The organism is Candidatus Angelobacter sp., assembly GCA_035607015.1.
GTDB lineage: Bacteria > Verrucomicrobiota > Verrucomicrobiia > Limisphaerales > AV2 > AV2.
In genome coordinates this window covers 1-22,502 of sequence record DATNDF010000117.1, presented here as the reverse complement: position 1 = coordinate 22,502, position 22,502 = coordinate 1, and the positions used below count along the sequence as shown (strand labels likewise).

At 58.3% G+C, this 22,502-nt stretch carries 13 protein-coding genes and 1 tRNA gene; 13 read left to right on the top strand and 1 reads right to left on the bottom strand.

The genetic code is table 11. The features are described from left to right. The 10 genes from VN887_04965 to VN887_04920 form a co-directional block, all read left to right on the top strand. Nucleotides 1-2,255 (top strand): DUF1549 domain-containing protein (locus VN887_04965; protein HXT39353.1); only part of this gene is annotated, 2,255 nt, incomplete at its 5' end. 10 nt (nucleotides 2,256-2,265) lie between these two features. Further along, the gene (locus tag VN887_04960) at nucleotides 2,266-3,756 is read left to right on the top strand and encodes a DUF1501 domain-containing protein (protein ID HXT39352.1); all 1,491 of its coding nucleotides are present in this window, start codon (nucleotides 2,266-2,268) and stop codon (nucleotides 3,754-3,756) included. Between the two features lie 552 nt (nucleotides 3,757-4,308). After that, on the top strand, nucleotides 4,309-4,653 hold the full coding sequence (locus tag VN887_04955) for a YbjQ family protein (GenBank protein ID HXT39351.1): 345 nt from the start codon (nucleotides 4,309-4,311) through the stop codon (nucleotides 4,651-4,653). Between the two features lie 17 nt (nucleotides 4,654-4,670). Further along, the gene (locus VN887_04950) at nucleotides 4,671-5,405 is read left to right on the top strand and encodes a YebC/PmpR family DNA-binding transcriptional regulator (protein HXT39350.1); all 735 of its coding nucleotides are present in this window, start codon (nucleotides 4,671-4,673) and stop codon (nucleotides 5,403-5,405) included. Between the two features lie 27 nt (nucleotides 5,406-5,432). Next, nucleotides 5,433-8,201, top strand: coding sequence for an MMPL family transporter (locus tag VN887_04945; protein HXT39349.1), 2,769 nt, complete (start codon nucleotides 5,433-5,435; stop codon nucleotides 8,199-8,201). 221 nt (nucleotides 8,202-8,422) lie between these two features. After that, the gene (locus VN887_04940) at nucleotides 8,423-9,880 is read left to right on the top strand and encodes a hypothetical protein (GenBank protein HXT39348.1); all 1,458 of its coding nucleotides are present in this window, start codon (nucleotides 8,423-8,425) and stop codon (nucleotides 9,878-9,880) included. 3 nt (nucleotides 9,881-9,883) lie between these two features. After that, nucleotides 9,884-10,630, top strand: a complete 747-nt coding sequence (locus VN887_04935) for an ABC transporter permease (protein ID HXT39347.1) — start codon at nucleotides 9,884-9,886, stop codon at nucleotides 10,628-10,630. Then, nucleotides 10,627-11,400 (top strand): ATP-binding cassette domain-containing protein, encoded by a 774-nt coding sequence (locus VN887_04930; protein ID HXT39346.1) that lies wholly within the window; start codon nucleotides 10,627-10,629, stop codon nucleotides 11,398-11,400. Before VN887_04935 ends, VN887_04930 begins: the two co-directional genes overlap by 4 nt. After that, the gene (locus VN887_04925; GenBank protein HXT39345.1) at nucleotides 11,397-12,368 is read left to right on the top strand and encodes an MlaD family protein; all 972 of its coding nucleotides are present in this window, start codon (nucleotides 11,397-11,399) and stop codon (nucleotides 12,366-12,368) included. Before VN887_04930 ends, VN887_04925 begins: the two co-directional genes overlap by 4 nt. 111 nt (nucleotides 12,369-12,479) lie before the next feature. After that, nucleotides 12,480-12,555, top strand: a tRNA-Arg gene (locus VN887_04920). Between the two features lie 15 nt (nucleotides 12,556-12,570). Here the strand turns inward: VN887_04920 and VN887_04915 are convergent. Beyond that, nucleotides 12,571-18,987 carry a lamin tail domain-containing protein gene (locus VN887_04915; protein HXT39344.1) on the bottom strand — a complete coding sequence of 2,139 codons (6,417 nt, stop codon included), beginning with the start codon at nucleotides 18,985-18,987 and terminating at the stop codon, nucleotides 12,571-12,573. A gap of 170 nt (nucleotides 18,988-19,157) precedes the next feature. Between VN887_04915 and VN887_04910 the strand changes: the two genes are divergently transcribed. The 3 genes from VN887_04910 to VN887_04900 form a co-directional block, all read left to right on the top strand. Then, entirely contained in the window at nucleotides 19,158-21,296 is a 2,139-nt protein-coding gene (locus tag VN887_04910; GenBank protein HXT39343.1) for an alpha-L-arabinofuranosidase, read from the top strand. Nucleotides 21,297-21,406: 110 nt separating this feature from the next. Further along, nucleotides 21,407-21,979: an RsmD family RNA methyltransferase gene (locus VN887_04905; GenBank protein ID HXT39342.1), complete on the top strand. Its 573-nt coding sequence runs from the start codon at nucleotides 21,407-21,409 to the stop codon at nucleotides 21,977-21,979. A 66-nt stretch (nucleotides 21,980-22,045) separates the two neighbouring features. Continuing rightward, the coding region (locus VN887_04900) for a serine hydrolase (protein ID HXT39341.1) at nucleotides 22,046-22,502 on the top strand (457 nt) is incomplete at its 3' end.

Genomic DNA, 22,502 nt, shown 5'->3' with positions numbered 1-22,502 from the left:
GTCCGGCCATCGTGCCGGGGAAGAGCGCCGAGAGCCACTTGATCGAACTCGTGGCGGGCCTTGATCCGGACAGCGTCATGCCGCAAAAGGGCAAGCGACTGACCTCCGGGCAAATCGGTCTGCTTCGCGCGTGGATTGATCAAGGGGCGCCGTGGGACGCCAAAATCAGTTTCGCGAAGCCGCCGCCTGTGAATCTCGTTCCGCGCAAACCGGAATTGCCTGCCGCGCGTCGCGGTGTCACGAATCCCATAGACCGCATCCTGCATCCCTACTTTGCGGCGCACGGGATCAAGCCATCGGACCCGGTGAGCGACCGTGTTTTTGCGAGGCGCGTTTATCTCGATGCCATCGGCCTCCTGCCGGCGCCGTCGGAACTGGACGCGTTTCTGGCGGACAAACAACCGGACAAACGCGGTCGATTGGTCAGGCGCCTGCTGGCCGACAATCGCCGCTATGCCGAGCATTGGTTGACGTTCTGGAACGACGCGTTGCGCAACGATTATCGTGGCACCGGTTACATTGACGGCGGACGCACCCAGATCACCCGCTGGCTCTATTCCGCGCTGGCGACGAACATGCCGTTCGACGAATTCGTGCGCGAACTGATCAGTCCCGTCCCTGAATCGGAAGGCTTCGTAAAAGGCATCGTCTGGCGCGGCGTTGTGAACGCCAGCCAGACACCGCAGATGCAGGCCGCGCAAAACATCTCGCAGGTCTTTATGGGGGTGAACCTCAAGTGCGCCTCCTGCCATGACAGCTTCATCAACGACTGGATGCTGTCCGATTCCTATGGCCTGGCCGGCGTCTTCTCCGACAAGCCACTGGAAATGGTTCATTGCGACAAGCCGACCGGACAGTTCGCCAAAACGAAATTCATTTACCGGGAGCTGGGGGACATCGACCCGAAAGCGCCCAAGGCGGAGCGGTTGAAACAACTCGCGGATATCATCACGTCGAAGAAGGACGGCCGGCTGACGCGCACGATGGTGAACCGGCTCTGGGCGAAATTCATGGGGCGCGGCCTCATCGAGCCAACCGACGAAATGGACAATCCGGCGTGGAATCAGGACCTGCTGGACTGGCTCGCCTCCGACCTCTCGGAGAACGGCTACAACCTCAGGCACACGATTGAGCTGATCCTGACTTCGCAGGCCTATCAACTTCCGGCTGTTCCGATCCCCGAACTGTCGTCTAAAGAATTCGTTTTTCGCGGTCCGGTGGTGCGCCGGCTTTCGGGCGAACAATTCCTCGACGCGCTGGCAGCCGTGACCGGCGTGTGGTTCGATGCGCCCGCGGCACAGGTTGATTTCGCCGACGGCGATCCGCAGTTGGGGCGGGTGTCCGTTCAACCGAAGTGGATCTGGAAAGACGCCCGGGCAGCGGAGAAAACCGAAGCATCGACGCTTTATTGGCGAAAGGAGATCAACCTGCCGGTAATGCCGACAGAAGCCGTGGCCGTGGTGACCTGCGACAACAGTTTCAAACTTTTCATCAATGGCAGGGAAGCCGCCTCCGGCAACGACCATAACAAACTCAAGCTGGTGGACCTGCGTTCACACCTGGTCAGGGGCTCAAATCTATTTGCGGTGCAGGCGGTGAATGATCCCGGCGGTCCCGACAACAAATCCGCCGACCAGTCCAATCCGGCAGGGTTGATTCTTTACGCGCGGATACGTGGCGAGCAGACGACCGCCGGCAAAGCGGGCGAGGTAATCATGGATTTCAGCACCGACAAGACCTGGCTGTGGTCCGCGGATCATGCTGAAGGTTGGGAAAAACCCGGGTTCGCGGCACGCGACTGGAAGACGGCCGCGGAGTTGGGAAACGTGGACATGGCGCCGTGGCATTTGGGCAGCCGGTTTGCAGCGGTCATGTCCGCCGCTGCCCTGCGCGGACAAGTGCGCGCCGCGCTGGTGGACAACGATCCGTTGATGACCGCGCTGGGCCGGCCGAATCGCGAGCAGGTCGTGACGACCCGTTCTTCGACGGCGACAACGCTTGAGGCGCTGGAGATGACAAATGGATCGGCGCTTGCCGGGCTGCTCGAGCGGGGGGCGCAACACGTCGTGCAGGAATGGCCGAAGTCCAACCGCGAGCTGGTGAACGCAATCTACGAACGCGCTCTGTCACGGAAACCAAAGGAGGATGAATTGCGCCTTGCGGAAGAAATGGTCGGGACACCCGTGAAGAAGGAAGGCGTGGAGGATTTGCTTTGGGCGATGACGATGTTGCCCGAGTTTCAACTGATCTATTGAGGTGATGACTATGACAACCAACTGGAACCGCCGAGATTTTTTGAAGACGACGAGCGCCGCGACGTTGTCGGCGCTGGCCGCGGGTTATCCGCGTGCGCTGCTCGCGGCCGAAGCTGAAGAAAAGATCAAGCCGAGCGCGGATACCCTGATTGTGCTCTGGCTGGCCGGCGGCATGGCGCAGACGGAGACCTTCGATCCCAAGCGCTACACCCCGTTCGAGCGCGGCATGAAGCCGTCCGGATTGTTCAGCACATTCCCGACGATCGACACGGCAGTGGACCACATCAAGTTTACCGCCGGTCTGGAAAAGATTGCTCGCGTCATGGACCGCGGCACGTTGATACGCAGCTACACGGCGGGCGACCTCGGTTTCATTCTCCATTCGCGGCACCAGTATCAATGGCATACCGGCTACGCGCCGCCGCAGACGGTCGCCGCGCCGCATCTTGGCGCGATCATCGCCCGCACGTTGGGTCCGAAGAACCCCGCTGTGCCGGCGTTCATCAACATCGGCCAGCGCTTCGACCTCGGTGAAGGCGAGGAACTCAAGGCGTTCACAACCGCCGGTTTTCTGGGCAGCGAACACGGTCCTTTCAACATTCCGTATCCCGAACAGGCCGCCGATGCCGTGCGCCCGCCGGCAGGTATGAGCCCGTCGAGGTTTGAAAGCCGCGACAAGTTTTACAGAAAGCTCCTCGCGCAAAGCCCGGTGGGGGATTATGGCAGCGATTACCAGAAGGAATCGTTGCTCCGCTCGGTCGACAACGCGCACCGGCTGCTCAGCTCACCGGCCGCGAAGGCGTTTGATCTGACCCAGGAGCCGGCGGAACACATCCGCAAATACTGGCAGGAATACGATCCGGGCAAACGATTCGACGCCGCGATTGACCGCTCGGGAAGCTACGAGGCGGCCACCATCGGACGTTTTGGCCTGGGCTGTCTGCTGGCCCGCCGGCTTGCCGAAGTCGGCGCGCGTTACATCGAGGTCACCACCGAATACATTCCGTTCCTCAACTGGGACACGCACGAGCACGGCCACGAGAAAATGGTGAACATGAAAAAGTCCATTGACTCGCCCGTATCGCAGCTCGTTCTCGATCTCGAAGAGCGCGGCTTGCTGGACCGGACGCTGATCGTTCTCGCCAGCGAGTTCAGCCGCGACGCGCTCATCGAAGGCAAGCCGGACAAGAAGGTGAAAGACCAGGTCCCGGTCCCCGACGTGATTGACGACGAAAAAAACTATGGCATGCACCGGCATTTCACCGACGCGGGCTGCGTCCTGCTCTTCGGCGGCGGGATAAAGAAGGGTTACCTGCACGGTCTGACGGCGGACGAACGGCCCTTCAAGACCATTGAAAAACGGGTCGTCATCGAAGACCTGCACGCCTCGTTGTTTCATGCCATGGGCATTCCGCCGAAACTCTCGTATGAAATCGAGAAGCGCCCGTTCTACGTGACCCGCGACGGCGAAGGGAAGCCGATCCTGGATTTGTTCGCGTGATCGGAGCAGCGTGCAATTGACGCCGACGCCGTGCAGGTTAAGTAGAGTCATGTACGACGCATTGGTTAAATACCTTGAACAGCGGGGGTTTTTTACGTTCTTCCAAAACCTGGACCAACTTGTCATTTCCGCGGGTATTCCCAACCTTCCAACTGTAAATAGCTTTTGGGTAACCCAGCTTAAAGGCCAATGGTATTTGAGCAGATGGCTTCCCGCGGTTTACCGGATTCCCGCACGTGTAAACGTATGCGACGTGTGCAGCAAAGTTTTGCGATCTTCTCAAACTGCGCTTTACTCGATGAATGACCTCTGCGTTGGACAATTCGGCCTTGAAAGATTGTCGGAACAAGAAACCGATTCGATTTTTTGCGGGTTTAAGTTAATCAACTCAGCGCGACAGAACAGTCAACGCGCCGCCATCGCGTGACGTTCGTAAACGTACGACGTTCAGCGAAAAAGCCTTTTCAAAGGAAGAGCCTTTGCTATTAGCGACCGCTGAGAAAATAGAACTTCTTCTTGTCGGTTCTTTCGTGTTCAATCCGTTCACCATTTATGAGCCAGACGCATCCGTTGACGACGACCGCGTTCGATCTGCCCGGCTATCGCATCTCCAAGTCATTCGGGGTCGTGCGCGGCATTGTCGTTCGTTCGCGGTCCATCGTCGGCAACATCGGCGCGAGCATCCAGAGTTTGTTCGGCGGCAACATCTCGCTCTACACCACGCTGTGCGAACGGGCGCGTGATGACGCGTTCCGTCAAATGCTCGCTCACGCAGGCGAACTCGGCGCGAACGCGGTCGTCGGCGTGCGCTACGACGCCACGGAAATCGCCGCAGGCATTACGGAAGTGTTGTGCTACGGCACGGCAGTGTTTGTTGAAACCGCGGGCGCGACTTGAGCGAGTTTTTTTGAGGTATGGCGGGCCACAGCAAGTGGGCGAAGGTCAAACATTTCAAGGGCGCGATTGACGCGAAGCGGGCGCGTATCTTCGCGAAGCTGTCGCGCGAAATCACCGTGGCGGCCAAGCTGGGCGGCGGCGATCCCGACATGAATCCACGCCTGCGCATGGCGCTGCTGAAGTGCCGCACGGCGAACATGCCTTCGGACAACATTGACCGCGCCATCAAGAAGGGCGCCGGCGGCGGTGATACGGCAAATTTCGAAGACCTCGCCTATGAAATCTACGGCCCGCACGGCGTCGCCTTGCTGGTGGAGTTGAGCACCGACAACCGAAACCGGACGGCTGCGGAGATCCGGAGCTTGCTGACGAAGAACGGCGGCAGCATCGCCACCGCTGGATCGGTCACACGCCTGTTTCATCGCAAGGGAGAAATCATCGTATCGCGCGAGGCGGCTGACGAAGACCGGTTGATGGAACTGGCGCTGGACGCGGGTGCCGAGGATTTCAAAACTGAACCAGAGGGGTACGAAATCATCACGGGTACCGCGAGCTTCGAGGCGGTCCACGGGCAGATCGAATCGAAAGGCGTCAAATGCGCCGCGGCGGAAGTGACCTGGTCGCCAATCTCGACCGTCCCGGTGAACGAAGCCGATGGCGCTGCGGTCAACCGGTTGATTGACGCGCTGGAGGAACATGACGACGTGAAGGAAGTGCATTCAAACGCGGAGTTTTTGAACGCCCCTCGCTGATGAGACCATTCACCGCCTGAATCCGCCATGAATTCGACGACTGATTCGATTGCCGTCCGCGTGCTACGCTGGCTGTCGAACGCCGTTTATCATTATCCGCGGCTGTTTTTCTATCCGCAGCTCATCCTGTTCGTCGTTTCGATCGTTTACACGGTGGCGAAGCTGGAGTTTGACACGAGCCGCGACGATCTGGTGGGCGCCGAAAAACAGTACCACAAGAATTATCTTCACTACAAAAAGGAGTTTCTTGCGCAGGACGAACTGGTGGCGGTGGTCGAAAGCGAGGACATGGAGAAGAACCGCCAGTTCGTGGAGCGGCTTGGCGATCGGCTGGGCCAGGAAACGAATCTGTTCACCGACGTCATCTACAACAACGACGTCACGATGCTGGGAAAGAAAGCGTTGCTGTTTTTTCCGGAAAAGGATTTGAAGGAGTTGCTGCAAACCCTGCGTGATTACCGGCCGTTCATCCAGCAGTTCGTCCAGGCGACCAACCTCAATTCCCTGTTTCGGCTGGTGAACCAGCAATTCCGCACCGCCAAGCGCGAAGAGAACGCGGAGAACGAATCGCTGGTCAAGGCACTGCCGGCGATGGAGCGCATCATCTCGCAGGCTGCGGACAGTTTGCAGCGTCCCGGAACGCCGCCCTCGCCCGGTCTGACGGCCTTGTTCAACGCCGGCAAGGAGGCGGAGCAGCAAATCTACGTCACGTTTGCGGAGGGGCGCATTTATATCGTGACGGCCCGCGCGAAAAACGATGCCGTGAACGACAGAGCGGTGGAGCGGTTGCGCGAACTCGTGGCACAAACCAAAACCGAGGTGCCGGGAATCAACGTCGGCATCACCGGCGAACCGGTCCTGGAATACGACGAAATGGCGCAGTCGCAGCACGACACCACAGTGGCCACGATCGTGTCACTGGTGCTCGTTGCGGTGATCTTCATTTACGGTTACAGCGAATCGGGAAGACCCATCAAGGCAACCATTTGCCTGATCGCCGGGCTGGCTTACACGATGGCATTCGCGACATTGGTGATTGGACATCTGAACATTCTCACGATCACGTTTCTGCCCATGTTAATCGGCATCGCGATCGATTTCGGCGTGCATCTGGTCACGCGCTATGAGGAGGAACTGCGTCAGGGAAAAACCGAGCGGCAGGCGCTGGAAAAGGCGATCGTTTATACCGGTCAGGGAATTTTCACGGGTTGCTTCACGACGGCGGGCGCTTTTCTGGCGATGTGGTTCACGGATTTCAAGGGTATTCAGGAAATGGGAATCATCAGCGGCGGCGGGTTGTTGATCTGCCTTGTTCCCATGATGACGCTGCTGCCGGTGTTGCTGTTGCGCGGGCGTCAAAACGTGCTTGATCACACATTTTCCCGGGAAATCGAAAAACGCGCTCGCCTCGAAAAGCTATGGCTCGAACGCCCGCTGTTGGTTGCGGGAATCACGGTCGCGTTGTGCGTGCTGTCGCTGGTGAAATTTCACCGCGTATACTTCGATTACAACCTGCTGCACATGCAAAGCAAGGGGCTGCCCGCCGTCGTGTTCGAGCAGAAGCTGATCGATTCCGCCGATAAATCGGTGCTTTACTGCGCGGTCATCGCCAAATCGCTCACGGAGGCATTGGAGTTGGAGACGCGGCTGACCGATCTGCCCGCCGTCGGAAGCGTGGATTCGATGGCCCGTTATCTGAGCGAAAACCAGGCGCAAAAACTGGAGCTTGTCGGGCAGGTTAAAAAAGAACTTGCTCCGATCCGATTTGCCGAGCTGGATGACGATCCGGTCAACGTTCCGGAGCTAAGCCGGACGCTCTGGATTTTACACGGGTATATCGGGCTTGCCCTGGGTGAAATCGAACAGGAGAACAGCAAGGGCGGCAAGTCTGGCGATCAGGAATTATCCGGCAATCTTAAGTCGCTGCGCGAGGCGATCGAACAATTGCGCCAGCGCATGCTTGACGACCCGCCGCAAGCGGCAAAAAAACTCGCCTCATTCCAGCAGGCGCTGTTCAATGATATCCGGGAAACATTCGACGCGCTCAAGAATCAGGACAACAGCGGGCCTCTGCGCGCCGAGGATCTGCCTCCCGCGTTGCGGCACCGGTTTGTGAGCAAATCGGGTGACCTGTTTTTACTGCAAGTTTATCCAAAGGAAGATGTGTGGCAGCGCGACAAGCAGGAGGAATTCGTCCGTGAGTTGCGGAAAATAGACCCGGACGTTACGGGCACGCCCGTCCAGCTTTTCGAATACACCACGTTATTGAAAAACAGTTACGTACAGGCCGCGTGGTACTCGCTGGCGGCAATCGCGATTCTGGTGTTCATTCATTTCCGATCGTTGAGCTGCGTGATTTTGTCGTTGTTGCCGGTCGCCGTGGGCACCATCTGGATGGTGGGATTCATGGGCTGGTTCAATGTTCCGTTCAATCCGGCCAACATCATGACCCTGCCACTGGTTATCGGGATAGGCGTGACCAGCGGCATTCACATTTTGAACCGCTACGCTGAAGAACGAAAGCCAAGCATCCTCGCTAAGAGCACCGGCAAGGCCGTGTTCATATCGGCGCTCACCACGATTGTGGGCTTTGGCAGCCTCATACTGGCGAAACACCAGGGCATCTCGAGTCTGGGATGCGTGATGGCGGTCGGCACGACCACATGCATGCTCGCAGCACTGATGTTTCTGCCAGCGACTCTCAACCTCCTGAGCCACCGCGGATGGTCTTTGGACAAGAAAAAACCCAGTGACGACAATGCACAATCGACACTGGGTCGGGAGGAACCGAGGTAAAAACCTCAAGTGTGAATGAAACCTAAATAGGCAATGATTGAAAGTCAAACGTTAATTAAAACAGCCCAAAAACCGCCTGTTCCACCCAATAACCATGGAGCGGTATCGTTATCGCCAAAGAACAACCCGAGCGGACAGGTTTCTGGGGCTGGGTCGGAGGGAAACAATGGCGGGATGCTGGCCTTTGAATAGCGGGTTTTGCCATTCGCTGAACTGAACACATGTCGCGCGCAATATATTTGATAGCCGTCGGCTTTGGCGCGGGTCTGCTGGGTTCGGCCCTTTCGCGCGCGGCGGAATGGGAGAACGGCCCATTCATCCACGAGTTTCAGTTGACTCTCGCACCCGGTCGGCGAATCGAAGCGATGGGCCCGTTGTTCGGTCGCGAGCAGGGCGAAGAGAAAGCGCAGTGGGCCTTCCATCCTCTCGTTTCGCACACGCTGGATTCCGGCGCGGACGCGGAGGAATTTGATCTTGCTTATCCACTGCTGACGTATGACCGGTTTGGAGGGGAATACCGGTTTCAAATTCTTCAAGTATTCAGTTTTTCCGGAGGACAGGATCAGCAAGAGAACGGCCAGAAACGTTTTACGGTGTTCCCGCTCTATTTCCAACAGCGCTCTCCTGATCCCGACCTCAATTACACAGCGGTGGTTCCTTTTTATGGTCGCCTGAAGAACCGTCTTTTCCGCGATGAAATCCGATTTGCCATGTTCCCGTTGTACGGCCGGTCGCGCAAAAAGGATGTCGTCACCGACAACTACCTGTATCCGTTCTTCCACCTTCGTCGTGGCGACTCGCTAACGGGCTGGCAGTTCTGGCCGTTGCTCGGCTACGAGCACAGAGACATCACCACCCGCACTAATCGTGACGGCGGACTCGAAACGGTCGGCGGGCACAAAAAGTTTTTTGCGCTCTGGCCGGTATACTTCAACCAACAGACCGGCATAGGAACGGAAAATCCCGAACACCACCAGGCACTGCTGCCACTTTACAGTTACCTGCGTTCGCCTCAGAGGGATTCCACGACGGTTCTTTGGCCCCTCGGTCTTACGGTCACTGACGACCGGTCGAAGAAGTATCGCGAACTGGGCGCCCCCTGGCCGTTGATTGTTTTCTCTCGTGGTGAAGGCAAGAACGCCGACCGAATCTGGCCTTTGTTCAGCCGCGCGAAGACCCCGATTCTGGAAAGCGATTTTTTTCTTTGGCCGCTTTACAAATACAACCGCGCGCACGCACCGCCGCTGGACCGGGAGCGAACTCGGATCCTTTTTTTTCTGTATTCGGATTTGACGGAAAAAAACGAGGAAACCGGCACCGCCCTGAGGCGGACAGACCTCTGGCCCCTGTTCACTGCGAAGCGCGACCACAACGGCAATGAACGCTTGCAATTGCTGGCGCCGCTGGAACCTCTGGTGCCGAACAACAAAAGCATCGAGCGGAATTACTCACCACTCTGGTCGGTCTGGCGTTCCGAAAGCAACTCGAAGACGGGCGAGCACAGTCAGTCCTTTCTTTGGAACCTCTATCGTAGCGAGACCACACCCACAACCAGAAAGTGCTCGCTCTTGTTCGGGCTTTTTCAGTATCAATCCGGGCCGGAAGGCAAACGGTTGCGGATGCTTTATGTTCCGGTGGTCCAGACCAAACAACCGTCGCCGGGCCGGGCCGGATCTTGAGTTATGTTCCAGAACATTGGTGAAATGGCGTTCCTCTTCTGGCGCACAGCACAGGCGCTTCCACTGGTCTGGCGTCATCGTCAGAAAATCTACGACCAGCTTTTCGAAATCGGCAACGCCAGCCTGCTGATGGCGTGCATCCTGTCGCTCTTCATCGGCGGCGTCATTGCCTTGCAGACGGGACCCCTGCTCGCCGAGCGGGGCCTTTCCGGTTATATCGGCGGTATCGTGGGCAACGCGATCTGCAAGGAACTGGCGCCAGTCATGATGGCCATCCTCATCGCCGGCCGCATTGGTTCGGCGATGGCCGCGGAAATCGGTTCGATGCGCGTTTATCAGGAAATCGACGCGCTTCGCACCATGAACATCAACCCGGTCCACTATCTTGTGCTCCCGCGGCTGGTCGCGATCAGTTGCGCCCTGCCCATTCTGGTGATTTTTTCGATCATGGTCGGATGGATGGGAGGCGCGCTTGTGGCGGTTTACAACAATCAAATCGGCATCAGTTTCCAGGCTTACTTCAGCAACCTGCGTGACCTCGTGGACCTGGGCAAAGTGTTGAACGGACTGTTTAAGAGTTTCATTTTCGCTGTCGTCATTGGTGTCGTCTCCTGCCATCAGGGTTTGCAAACCATCGGCGGCCCGCGAGGCATCGGACGTTCCGTCACCAAGGCTGTTGTCAATTCCATCGTATTCATCCTGATCCTTGACTATTTCGTGACGCGCTTCCTGATGTATTTCGACAAATGAATTCCGCCACTTCCACTCAGCAGGGCGTGCGGGTCACGGTCCGCGGATTGCGCCGGAGTTTCGACGGCCAGCCGGTGCTCAAAGGGCTGAATTTTGAAACGGATCGGGGCGAGATTTTCGTCGTGATGGGGCCGAGCGGCAGCGGCAAAAGCGTTCTCCTCAAACATGTCATCGGCCTCGAAACGCCGGACGAAGGCGAAATCCTGATCGAAGGCGAGTCGATACAATCGCCGGGCGTGATGGACAAATATCGGATGGCAATGGTGTTTCAATCGGGCGCGCTGCTGAATTCACTGTCCGTGGGCGAGAACGTCGGCCTTTACCTGTCGGAACATCGACTCAAGCCGGAGGACGAAATCGAGCGCGTAGTCATGGAAAAGCTCGATATCGTCGGGCTGAAGGGCCAGGAGAACCGGTTTCCTGGCGAACTCTCCGGGGGCATGAAAAAGCGCGTCGCCATCGCGCGCGCGCTGGTCATCGAACCGCAGTTGATGCTCTATGACGAGCCGACCAGCGAGCTTGATCCCTTGATGGCTGTGACCATTGGTGATGAAATCCTGAAACTGAACCGGCGCATTCACGTCACCTCGTTCGTCGTCACGCATGACCGCGACCTCGCGTTCGGCATCGCCGACCGGATTGCCCTGATGATGGACGGACAAATCCTGACAGTCGGAAAACCCGAAGAAGTGAAGCGCAATCCGCACCCGCAGATCCAAAAATTCTTGACCGCAGACTTCAAACAAAACCAGGAAAGGACATCCGCATGAAAAACACGCTTGAGACCCGATTGGGGATTTTTTTCGCCCTCGCATTGATCGCCGCGTTTCTGATAATGGAAATGCTCGGCAGCTTTGATTTCTTCCGGCGTGGCGTCCGCATCCACGCGCAATTCAACACCGTGCAGGAACTCAAGGAAGGCGATCCCGTGAAAATGGCCGGTGTGCAGATCGGCCGGGTCGAGAAAATCGACCTGAAAGAGACCAAGGTGGACGTAGTCATGAAGTTGAACAAACCGGACAATGTGCGGACCGACAGCAAGGCGATGATCAAGTTCGCCGGCCTGATGGGCCAGAATTTTGTCTCCATCAGCTTCGGTTCGGCCAAAGCCCTCAAGGTGGAGAACGACTCGATCATCGAAAGCGCTGAACAACCCGACCTCAACGCGTTGATGGCCAAACTTGAAAACGTGGCGACCGGCGTGGAAAACCTTACCAAGAGCCTTTCCGGCGACAGCATACAGAATCTGCTCGGACCGTTCACCGACTTTCTCAAAGAGAACAGTCCCCGACTGACCGCCATCCTCAGCAACATGAAAACCATTTCCGCCCAGATTGCCGAAGGCAAAGGCACCGTCGGCAGGCTGATCAACGAAGATACTCTTTACACGTCGGCCCTGGCCGCAGTGACCAATCTCAACAACACAGCGGACGACATCAAACGCGCGATCGCGCAAGCGCAGACCGTTGTTGCCGAAATCAACGAAGGCAAGGGTACTCTCGGCAAACTCGCCAAAGACGACACGCTTTACAAGGAAACCACCACGGCGATGACGAATCTTCGGGAAATCTTTCAGAAGATCAACCAGGGACAGGGCACGGTCGGAAAAATCGTAAACGACGAGAGTCTTTACAAAAACGCGAAGCTTTCCCTGCAAAAGCTGGACAAGGCCACCGAAGGTCTCGAAGACCAGGGCCCGTTAAGCGTGCTCGGCATCGCCGTCAACAGTTTGTTCTGACGGCCGGGGATGAGCAGTCTGGTTGGTGAGTCTCGACGGCAGGCGCCGATGCGAACCATCGGAAGTTTGCCTGCCTTCGAGTTTTTCCTTATACTTGCGCGTCAATTGACCGCCCCCATAGCTCAAATGGATAGAGCAGCGGTTTCCTAAACCGTTGATCCAGGTTCAATTCCTGGTGGGGGTACCACTTCGCGGCGGACGGCTACGGCTGCTGCGGCGTCACAATACGATAGAATCGCGTCGCGGAGTTCGACACTCCAGAATCCGTGACCTCGACGGATTGCGTCGTTCCCTGCGCGGCGACGTCCGTCAGCTTTGTCCATCCGCTGGCGCCGAGCGAATCAAGATATTGCACCGTGTAAGTCAGACCCGCCGTGGCCGTGAAATGAATGTGCAGCACCGGTGACGCCGGCCCGCCGGTCAAATCGACCGAGTCAATCCGCAGCGGCGGCTGCGTCTGTGGGTTGACGGTTACGGTCAAGTCATCGCTGGTGGACAGCGCGCCGTCGCCCGCCGTCAGCCTAAGTACGTATGTTCCGTTTGTTGAAAAGGCCGCGGTGGTACTCAACGAGCCGGCGTTGCCGAACGTCACCGTTCCAGGGCCGCTCAGTTTCGACCATCCGAAGGAAAGAAGTCCCGGGGGAATGGGCAGACCGTCGTCGCTCACGACACCGTTCAACGTCGCATTCGTGGGGAAGGTGAGAGTCTGGTCGGCACCCGCGTTCGCGGTTGGCCCCTGGTTCGGTGGAAACGCGGCACCGGTCAATTCGAGATCGAATATGATGTCGCTGCTCGTGCCGTTGGCCTGATGAATTTCCACGGCCAGCACATTCGCGCCGCTCACCAACAAGGACGGATCGACCGGCTGAGAATAAAAGGTGGTTTCGTCCGTGCCGCCGACCGCGATCACGGCTGGCGTCAGGTAATCGACAGCGCCCGCCGGCATATTGCTGCGGAAGACTTCGACCCCGTTGAGGTAAACCACCGCTCCATCATCGCGCTGAATACTCACACTCAAGCCGCTCACAGACGCGGGGCTCGATACCGTAAATGCGCGCCGGAAATAAGTGGTGATGTATTTATTATTCGGATCCGGCCCGAAACTGTTCGTTGTTGCAGGAAACTGCACCCCGTTTGCGTCACCGTATCCCAAAGGCGCGGGGCCTGATTGCCAGCCAGCGTCGTTGAACGTGCGCGAACTCCAGGCCGTTCCCTGATCGGATCCGTTGTCGAGGTATTTCCAGGTGGAACCCTTCGCGATGAAGGTTGCGGGCGACGGGGAACGCGAGATCGTCACCGTCACGTCGTCGCTGGCGGGCAGCGCGCCGTCGTTGGCGGTCAGGCGCAGCACGTAAACGCCCACGCCCGGGAAATTGACGGTTGTGTTCGTCTGGTTCGCGTTGCTGAACCAGACGGTTCCGGGCCCGCCGACTTGGCTCCAAAGCGTCGTCAGAGCGCCAGGGGGGTTCGGCTGGCCGTCATCAGTTGCGTTGCCGCTGAGGGCGGCGGCGAGCGGGAAACTGGTCGCCGTGAGGTTCTGGTCCGGCCCGGCGTTCACAACCGGCAACCGATTGCCGGTGTTGTCGAGACCGGGTGATGGTGCGCCGGGACTGGCCCGCCAGTTGATTGGGTCATTGCCGTACGCCGACGCGTTCAAGCGCTCCAGTGAAGCGCCGAATCCATCCGCATTGGTCGGCCACGGCGCCGCGTTGTCGTAACGCACCACGTCCACGTCAATGTAAGGAATGAAAATCGCCCCGGTGTTCGTGTCCAGATCGGGTTGATCGGGCCGTTGCAGTGACAACGTCTCACCGCCGTCCTGCAACGCTCCGGGAAACGGCCCGAAGATCGGCACCGCGGCTGGAACGCTGTATTTGCTTCGGAAGGCGACGGGGTCGCTGCCAACGATCAGGAGCAATCCGTTCGCCGGGATCTCGGCATTCGTCGGGAAATCGAAGCCGATGCCGTTTAACTTCCACGTATTGGTCGGAAAATTGGGGTCGTAAAGCTTCACCGGCCCGTTGGTGATGCTCTTCAGCTCGATGAACTCCTCGGCACCCAGCGCCGGATGATACTGAATTTCGTTGATCACCACCGGCCCCACGCGTGGTCCTGCATTCGGTCCGCCGAGAGTGTTCGTGATCTGGGCCGGATATTGAACGTCGCCCACGCTGTTGACGTAGCGGCCGAATGACACTCCATTTTGAGCGGATCCAAACGCGAATCCATCGCTGTAGCCTGTCAGATTTCCGGCGGCGTCGCCGGAAAAGAGGTAAACCTCCTCGCCATGCGAATCGAGGCGAAAACTGTTGGTCGAGGCGGGATTGGCGTTCCAGTCGTTCTCCGTGAACACCACATAACCGCCGGGTGGGACGACGGCACGCGGATCTCCGGCCGGAATGCGGAACTTCTGCGGCACAGTTCGCTGATCGGTCAGATACCAATTGCCAATGTTCACGTTGGTCGGGTTCGGGTTGTAAAACTCGACCGAGTCAAGCTGCGGCAGATCGGTGTGCGTCAAAGCCTCGGTGATCAGGACCTGACCGATGTTCAACGCCGGATCGTCAGCTCCGGGCGAGCCGCCGATGACCGAGCTGGCGCGCCAGTTCGCAGGATTATTTGGATCGGGATTCAGGTTCGGATTCACCGGGACCAGAGAAAAGCCGGTGCCGTCCGCCGACGCGGGCCAAGGCGGCCGCGTGTCGTAACTCACGGAAAAAATGGGAGTACCGGCCGCGTGGACCAGCGCCACGGTTTCGCCGCTGTTGGAAAGGTTGTTGGTGTAAACGCCATCCACGCGCACGCTGGGATATCTGTTCGTGAACGCAGTCGGATTACTGACCAGCACCACGAACTGACCGGGGGCGACAAACATGCCGACCGGGAAAGTATAATCAATGCCGTTCGTGAAATGCACGCCGCTCAGTTCGAGATTGGCGCCGGCAGCGTTCTTCAACTCGATGAACTCGAACGAATCGCTGTCGATGTTCGTCGCGCCCGGCGGGTGATACATGATCTCGGTGATGAGCAGATTGGTATAATTCTGAATGATGTAGAATGTGGCGTCCGTCAGTGCGCTCCACACGCCGCCGCTGCTCAGAACCCGCGCCTTGATCTGGGCGCTTTGGGTCAGCACGATCGGCCGCCCGCTCATGTAAATCTGCGCGCTCGCCGACTGAGCGCCGCCCCGCAGACGCGGGTCGGAGCCATCGCGCGTATAATAAATGGTTCCCGCTGGCGCACTCATGTTTACCGCAAAGCCAGAGGGAACGTTGCCGCCCAATTGATTGAAGGACGGCGCCGCAACGGCCGGAAACCAGCCCTTCGCGCTGAGCTGGCCGAGCACAATTCCCGGGCGCTGTGCGAAATAGTCGCCATAAACGCGACTCATCTCGGTCACCCAGTCCACGTCGCGCGTCCGCGGAGGCTCGCGTTTGGAGTCTCCCCAACGCGCCGATTCATCGGCAATCGCGGCGTACATTTCGTTGCTCCGGGTGACGAATCGCGCGCGGCAGCCTTCCGTCGTCAGCACGCCGCTGTTGAAAAACTGCTTCTGCACGTGATCGGCCACACGCAAACGGAACTCAGCGTTGGCCGCCAGCCGCGTGAAAAAGTATTGCGGGTTGCTCCGGGCCAGCGCGCCCGCGGCGCCTTGTTGCACTGGATCACCGGCCGCGAAAGGCCCCGTGCGGTCCCTGTGAATTTCGTCCGACCCGAAGGGAGACTCGTGCAGGAGCGTGTGTTCGGAGTCATGAGCGAAGAAGCGAAAGCCGCCGTAAAGGCCCGTGCGATTACGCATCCCGTACATGTTGTTCGGATTCGTATCGCCAATGAATTCGGAAATCGGCGCGTCGAGATTTCCGGTGAAGAAGATCACCAGCATGTAGTCAATGAGATTGTCCACATCCAGCAGGTTTTCGTAGGCCGGATTGGGTGTGCCATCCACGTTCAATCCTTGGATCTTGAAATAGTCGATGTCACTGGCGAAGCCGTTGGTTGCCGCTTGCCACAGGCGCGTCCAGGCATCCATGTTACCATCCGTGGCGAAAATCGTGTAGCCGGCGCTGGTGTCCACCTTGATCACGTCGTAATCCTCCTTGTTGCCGCCGAAATAAGTGGCGCCGTAAGAGGCCTCGGGCCGTTCGGCCGTGTTGTAAAGGCCCCAATACTGGCCGTTGATATAAAGATGATAGTAATTCCCGCGTTCGCCTTGATGGCCCTGGGCCAGTTGGGTGTCGCGCGAGAATTGGTCGCGCAAACCGATGAACCGGTAATCCCCTTCAAAGCTCCACGAGTAGTTCTCGAACGTACGAAGATCAAAAGCATCGAACATGGTGGCGCCTCCCTGGCTCGCAAACGCCGGATAGTTCAGCTTCGCCGTGCCGTATTGCTGGCGGAAGAAAAAACGGAACGCGTGCTTGGGATTTCCCGTGCTCCGGCTGTATCCGCCGCGAATGCGGAGGCCCGCGTCGATTTGGAAGCCTTTCGTGCCATCGGGATAAATCAGCTCAATCGAAGCGGGCCGTTCCCACGCGATGCCGTCCTGGCTCGCGTTTGCGTATATCCCGGTCGTGGGATCAAACAGGTTCCCCAAATCAGTCACAATGGAATAGGACGGGATCGATTTCAGGTCGTTGGCAATCTCACCACTGTAGGCCGGATCGTTCACCACGTTCGGGTCCATCCCGTAATCCACCACATTCGCGCCCCAACTTGCCGGCCATCCCGCCGGCGGCGCGCCGTTCGGCGACTGAAGAATCACGTCGTTCGGGAAAATGTAGGTCTCGGTATCCACATCTGACTGTTGGAAACCGTTTTTGAACGCTGCCGCACGAATGACCGTGGTGCCATTGATGGTTATTGGACTGGTGTAAGTGGAACCATTGGCCAGCGACGGGGTCGAGCCGTCGGTCGTGTATTTGATCGTGGCATTCGCCGTTGCCGTCGTGATCGAAAGGCTGAACGGCGTCGTGAAAAAGCCGCGATCCACGCTGAATTTAGTATCCGACACAAACGCGATGAAGCCGGCGCCATTGGGTCCACCGGGCGTCGGCGTTGCGAAATAATTCGTGGTTGTGTTGGCCACCTGGTATTCCACCAGCTCCGGCACGATCAGGAAATCGGTGTCACCGCTGCTTTGGTTCAAGCCCTGAATGGCGAGCACGTTGCTCCCGCTCAGTAACGCGTTCAAATGGTCGGAGATGTTGATGTCTTCAAAGACCAGCGCTTGAAAGTTCGGATGAGATGCGGTCGCCGTCGAATTCCACTGCGGCGTGGCCGGCGCATTGCGGCGCGCGACCTCCTGTCCGTTCAGGTAGGCGACAAACCCGTCGTCATACATCATCCGCAAGGTGAGAGATTGCAGCGAGGCAGGGTTCGCCACACCGAACGGCACGCGAATGTAGGCTGTGGCGTTTACGCCGCTCATCTGAGATTGCAGGTCTGTCTTGATGAACGGACGGTAGCTTGTCGCTCCTCCTCCGCCTGACACCACTGGCGCCCTTACGGCAAGGCCACCGCCCGCGGCATCGCCGACCAGCCGGAAATTCGTCGCGTCCCACGCGGCGAAAGTTCCTTGCGCGGCATACAATTCCACCTCCGAGCCACCGCCACATTCGTAGAAGACAAGGCGAAGCTGGTAATCGCCTGCGGCCGGAAAATTGAACGTTTGCAGCGTGTCGCCGGGACCGCGTGGACTCGGGAACGACATGCTGAAGCTGCCGATGGTCAGACTGAACCCATCGTCACTGTTGACACCAAACGTCCAGTTGCCCGGCGCGGGAATCGTAATTGTTGCGGTCGCTTCAATCACGAAATTGTCCTGATCTGCATTGATGGTAAGGCCGGGAAACGTGCGGTCGTTCCCGTAATTAGCCGAGCTGCCCGTGTTCAGATAATTGACCTCCGCCGCGTTTTCCGCAAACACAGCGCTTTGCTGGGCCGGGGTTGCGATCACGCTTTCAGCCGTGGGCAGATCACACACGCCAATGTTGGCAACGTAGTTGTAAACTGCAAAACCTGCTACTGCCGTTTCGTAGCCAACTCCGGTCGTGCCACTGATCCAACTGGAATCGTTGAATCCGGCCTGCGTCCAGGTCGAACCCAGCGTGCTGTTGGCCGGGACTAGAACCTTCGCCGCCGCACCGGAAACGGCCAGAGCGTTGGTCGTCACGTTCTGTGCGACGCCGTAGGAAATGTCAGGAAATTGCTCGGGAAACGTCGGTGCGAATTCGGACGCTGGCGTGCCGTCGGGCTTCAACAGCGCCAGATATTCGCCGCTCGCCTTCAGGCTGAAATCCGCGTGCAGAGGCTGGCCCAACACCACGCGATTCGTGCCGTCCGCAAACACCACCATGAAGCCCTTGGCGGTCAGATTAGTCGCCGGGAAAAACCAGCGTGCCTGATGCGTGGGATCGTCGGTCAGGGACCATCCGTTCAAATTTGTGGTGTTCGTGCTGGTATTGTAAATCTCGACCCAGTCGGGGAACTGTCCGTTCTCGTCGGCGAGAGTGGACTTGTTGTCAGCCATGAATTCGGATATGATTACTTGTCCTTTTGTGGAGACCAAAAGCGACAAGGTGAAGAACAGCCACAAGGGGAAACGGTACGACGATTTCATTGATGGGACTTAAAGCAAGTTACAAGCCGGTGAATTTATGGAAAACAAATAGCTGAATTTGGCGCAGTTGCAAATGGAAACTCCACGTCCTGGAGAGGTTCCGTTTGTTCACTGGCTGACAAACTGCTCGCTCAACAACCTTGCAGAGAGACTTCTGCACGTTGAACGGTATGTATCCAACGAACTTTACAGGTGCCATCGCCCGCGCCTGCCCAGGGCTCCTGCTGGCATGCGTAGCGGGCGCCGTCCTGGCACAGGAGGACCTGATCGTTTACGACGACGCTCTTGAAAACGGCTGGCAAAGTTACGGCTGGGCCACGCTCAATTACACGAACACTTCGACCGTCCACACCGGCAGTGATTCCGTCAGTGTGGCGACCGCGAACTATTCAGCGCTCTATCTGCACCACGACGCCTTCGACACCGGCCTGTACACCAATCTGACGTTCTGGATTCACGGCGGTCCAACCGGCGGTCAGTCTTTGAAAGTGCAGGCTTTGCTGAACGGCCAGGCCGGGACCGCCGTTAACCTTCCGTTACTCCCGGCCAACGCGTGGCGATTCACGACCATTTCCCTCTCCTCCCTGGGCGTCGCCAACAAGCCGAACATGGACGGTTTCTGGATTCAGAGCACGGTCAACGGCGCGCAACCCGCCTTTTACGTGGATGATATCAAGCTGACAGCCATCCCGCCGCCCGTGGTGGTTCATCTCAACGTCAATTCAACGCAAACGGTCCGTGTGGTTGACTCGCGCCTGTTCGCCGTCAACGCGGCTGTGTGGGACTCGTCGTTTGACACACCGACAACTGCGTCGTGGTTGACGGAGATGGGAAATCAGGCGTTGCGGTTCCCTGGCGGCTCATTGTCGGACGAGTATCACTGGCAATCGAACACCACAGGCACAAACACCGGGATGTGGGCGACGTCGTTCGACAGGTTCGCCCACATCGCGACGAACACCGGCGCGCAGGTGTTCATCACCGTCAACTACGGCACCGGCACGCCGCAGGAAGCGACAAATTGGGTCCGATACGCGAACAGCGCGAAGAAATACCAATTCAAGCTCTGGGAAATCGGTAATGAAAACTATGGCACCTGGGAAACGGATTCCAATTCATTCCCACACGATCCGTTCACCTACGCCAGCCGGGCAAAGGATTACATTACGCAAATGAAAGCCGCAGACCCGACGATCCATGTGGGTGTCGTCGCTGTCACCGGCGAAGACAATTACTCAAACGGTTACACGAACCACGCCGCGACAAACCCGCGCACCGGCGCGGAGCACAATGGCTGGACCCCCGTAATGTTGACGACGTTGAAAAGCCTGGGCGTGACCCCAGACTTTGTCATCTACCACAAATACGCGCAAAACCCGGGCAGCGAGAGTGATGCCGCCTTGCTGCAATCGTCGCGAACCTGGACCAGTGATGCGGCCGATTTGCGGCAGCAGTTGGCCGACTACCTTGGCGGCGCGGCAACCAACGTCGAACTCATCTGTACCGAGAACAATTCCGTGTCGTCCAGCCCCGGCAAGCAAACCACGAGCCTCGTCAACGGCCTGTTCCGCGCCGACAGCTTCGGTCAGATTCTGCAAACGGAGTTCAATTCACTGGTCTGGTGGGACCTGCGCAACGGCCAGGACCCCGGCAACAACAACTCCCCGTTGCTCTACGGGTGGCGGCAATACGGCGACTACGGCTTCGTCAACGGCACGGTTGACCGCTATCCGACATTCTTTGTCAGCAAACTGCTGAAACTGTTCACGCGCGCGGGCGACAGGATCGTCAAGGCTTCAACGGATTATACGCTGCTGACCGCCTATGCTACGAAACGGACCACGGGGACGCTTTCACTGCTCGTCATCAACAAGAGCTCGTCGGCTGCGCTCAATTCCAGCCTTTCGCTGACCGGTTATTCGCCAGCCACCAACGCCCTCGTGTATTCGTATGGCATTCCACAAGACGAGGCGGCGCGTGCGGGCATCGGTTCGACCGACATCGCACAATCGAATTTCACTGCCGTGGGCACAAACTTCACCTTCAACTTCCCGCCCTATTCGGTCACGGTAATCTCTTTGCAACCCGGCGCCCCGCGCCTGGTGCCGGTCTCGATGCAGCCCGACGGCGAGTTCGCATTGCAACTCCGGGGCGAACCCGGCGCAACCTATGCGATTCAGATGTCAACCGATTTGACGGCTTGGTCGCCCATGACAACCAATACGCTGACGGGCCCCACGTTCAATTTTACCGATTCGCAGGCGGCAAACTCGCAGCAGCGTTTCTACCGCGCCATCTGGGTTCCGTAGTTGACCAATACGAAGCTGGAGCCGTGTCCGCCAATCCTGCCCGGTCCGGGTTTCGGGGCCGCGCAAATATTCTTCCCGATTCTCCGTTGTGCTGATTTCATCATCCGACCATGCGCATCATCGGCGGAACGGCGGGCGGTTGTTTGCTCAAAGTCCCCAGTGGGCACGCCGTGCGGCCCACGCCGGACCTCGTGCGCCAGGCGATTTTCAACAGTCTCGGCAGCTGCGTGGACGGTGCGCGGGTACTGGAGCTGTTCGCCGGCACTGGCGCACTCAGTCTCGAATGCCTCAGCCGTGGCGCCATATCCGCCGTCTGCGTGGAAAAGACGGACCGGCACGCGGAATTTCTGCGGAAGAATTTTGCTGCGGCCCGGCTCGTGGCCCGGCTGGAAATCCGCGTGCAGGACGCCTTTGTCGCCTCCGCGCAACTCGCTTCTGCCGGGCATACTTTCGATCTGGTTTTTGCCGACCCGCCTTACGGCGAAAAAAACGTCGGCCGGCGTTCCACTTCATTCGCTCAACAGTTGCTCGACGATGTTCACCTCCCCTCTCTGGTAGCACCGGCGGGTCTCTTTGTCCTCGGCCATACGAAGCGTGACACGCTCGACCTTCCGGATGTTTGGAAGGAAATCAAAATGCTCAGGCACGGCGACACGGTAATGCGGTTCTTGCGCACCGTCTGATGGGAATGATCGGCGCGAGGGAGCGCGTTGTTCAAGGGCGGCCTTTCGTGGTTAGATGAAGGCCGCATGAACTACACCCTTCGCTTCAGCGCCATGCTCGTTTGTCTACTTGCCATAACGATGCCATCGCGCGCCCTGGCTCAAGACCAGAATGCCTCCACGAATGATTCGCGTGCCCCCCGACTCCAGGCGCTGGTTGACACCGCCGTTCAACAAACGCTCGCCAGATTCGCCGACAAGCAACTCAAACCCGACCAGCTCGCCGTCACGCTCGTGGACTTGCGCGACCCGCAACATCCCGTTCGGGCGAGCTATCGCGGCGATGCGCAAATTTATCCGGCCAGCGTGGTGAAATTGTTTTACCTCGTTGCGGTCCATCGGTGGCTCGAAGACGGCAAGCTTCAGGACACCGCCGAACTGCGCCGCGCGCTGCGCGACATGATCGTTCTCTCCTACAACGAGGCCACGCATTACGTCGTGGATCTACTGACGGGGACCACGAGCGGGCCGGAACTGCCTCCGT

Excerpts from the sequence above, each read along its gene's own strand:
- VN887_04915 (HXT39344.1), bottom strand. The coding sequence starts at position 18,987 with ATGAAATCGTCGTACCGTTTCCCCTTGTGGCTGTTCTTCACCTTGTCG.
- VN887_04950 (HXT39350.1), top strand. The coding sequence starts at position 4,671 with ATGGCGGGCCACAGCAAGTGGGCGAAGGTCAAACATTTCAAGGGCGCG.
- VN887_04935 (HXT39347.1), top strand. The coding sequence starts at position 9,884 with ATGTTCCAGAACATTGGTGAAATGGCGTTCCTCTTCTGGCGCACAGCA.
- VN887_04930 (HXT39346.1), top strand. The coding sequence starts at position 10,627 with ATGAATTCCGCCACTTCCACTCAGCAGGGCGTGCGGGTCACGGTCCGC.
- VN887_04925 (HXT39345.1), top strand. The coding sequence starts at position 11,397 with ATGAAAAACACGCTTGAGACCCGATTGGGGATTTTTTTCGCCCTCGCA.
- VN887_04960 (HXT39352.1), top strand. The coding sequence starts at position 2,266 with ATGACAACCAACTGGAACCGCCGAGATTTTTTGAAGACGACGAGCGCC.
- VN887_04940 (HXT39348.1), top strand. The coding sequence starts at position 8,423 with ATGTCGCGCGCAATATATTTGATAGCCGTCGGCTTTGGCGCGGGTCTG.
- VN887_04955 (HXT39351.1), top strand. The coding sequence starts at position 4,309 with ATGAGCCAGACGCATCCGTTGACGACGACCGCGTTCGATCTGCCCGGC.
- VN887_04905 (HXT39342.1), top strand. The coding sequence starts at position 21,407 with ATGCGCATCATCGGCGGAACGGCGGGCGGTTGTTTGCTCAAAGTCCCC.
- VN887_04910 (HXT39343.1), top strand. The coding sequence starts at position 19,158 with ATGTATCCAACGAACTTTACAGGTGCCATCGCCCGCGCCTGCCCAGGG.
- VN887_04945 (HXT39349.1), top strand. The coding sequence starts at position 5,433 with ATGAATTCGACGACTGATTCGATTGCCGTCCGCGTGCTACGCTGGCTG.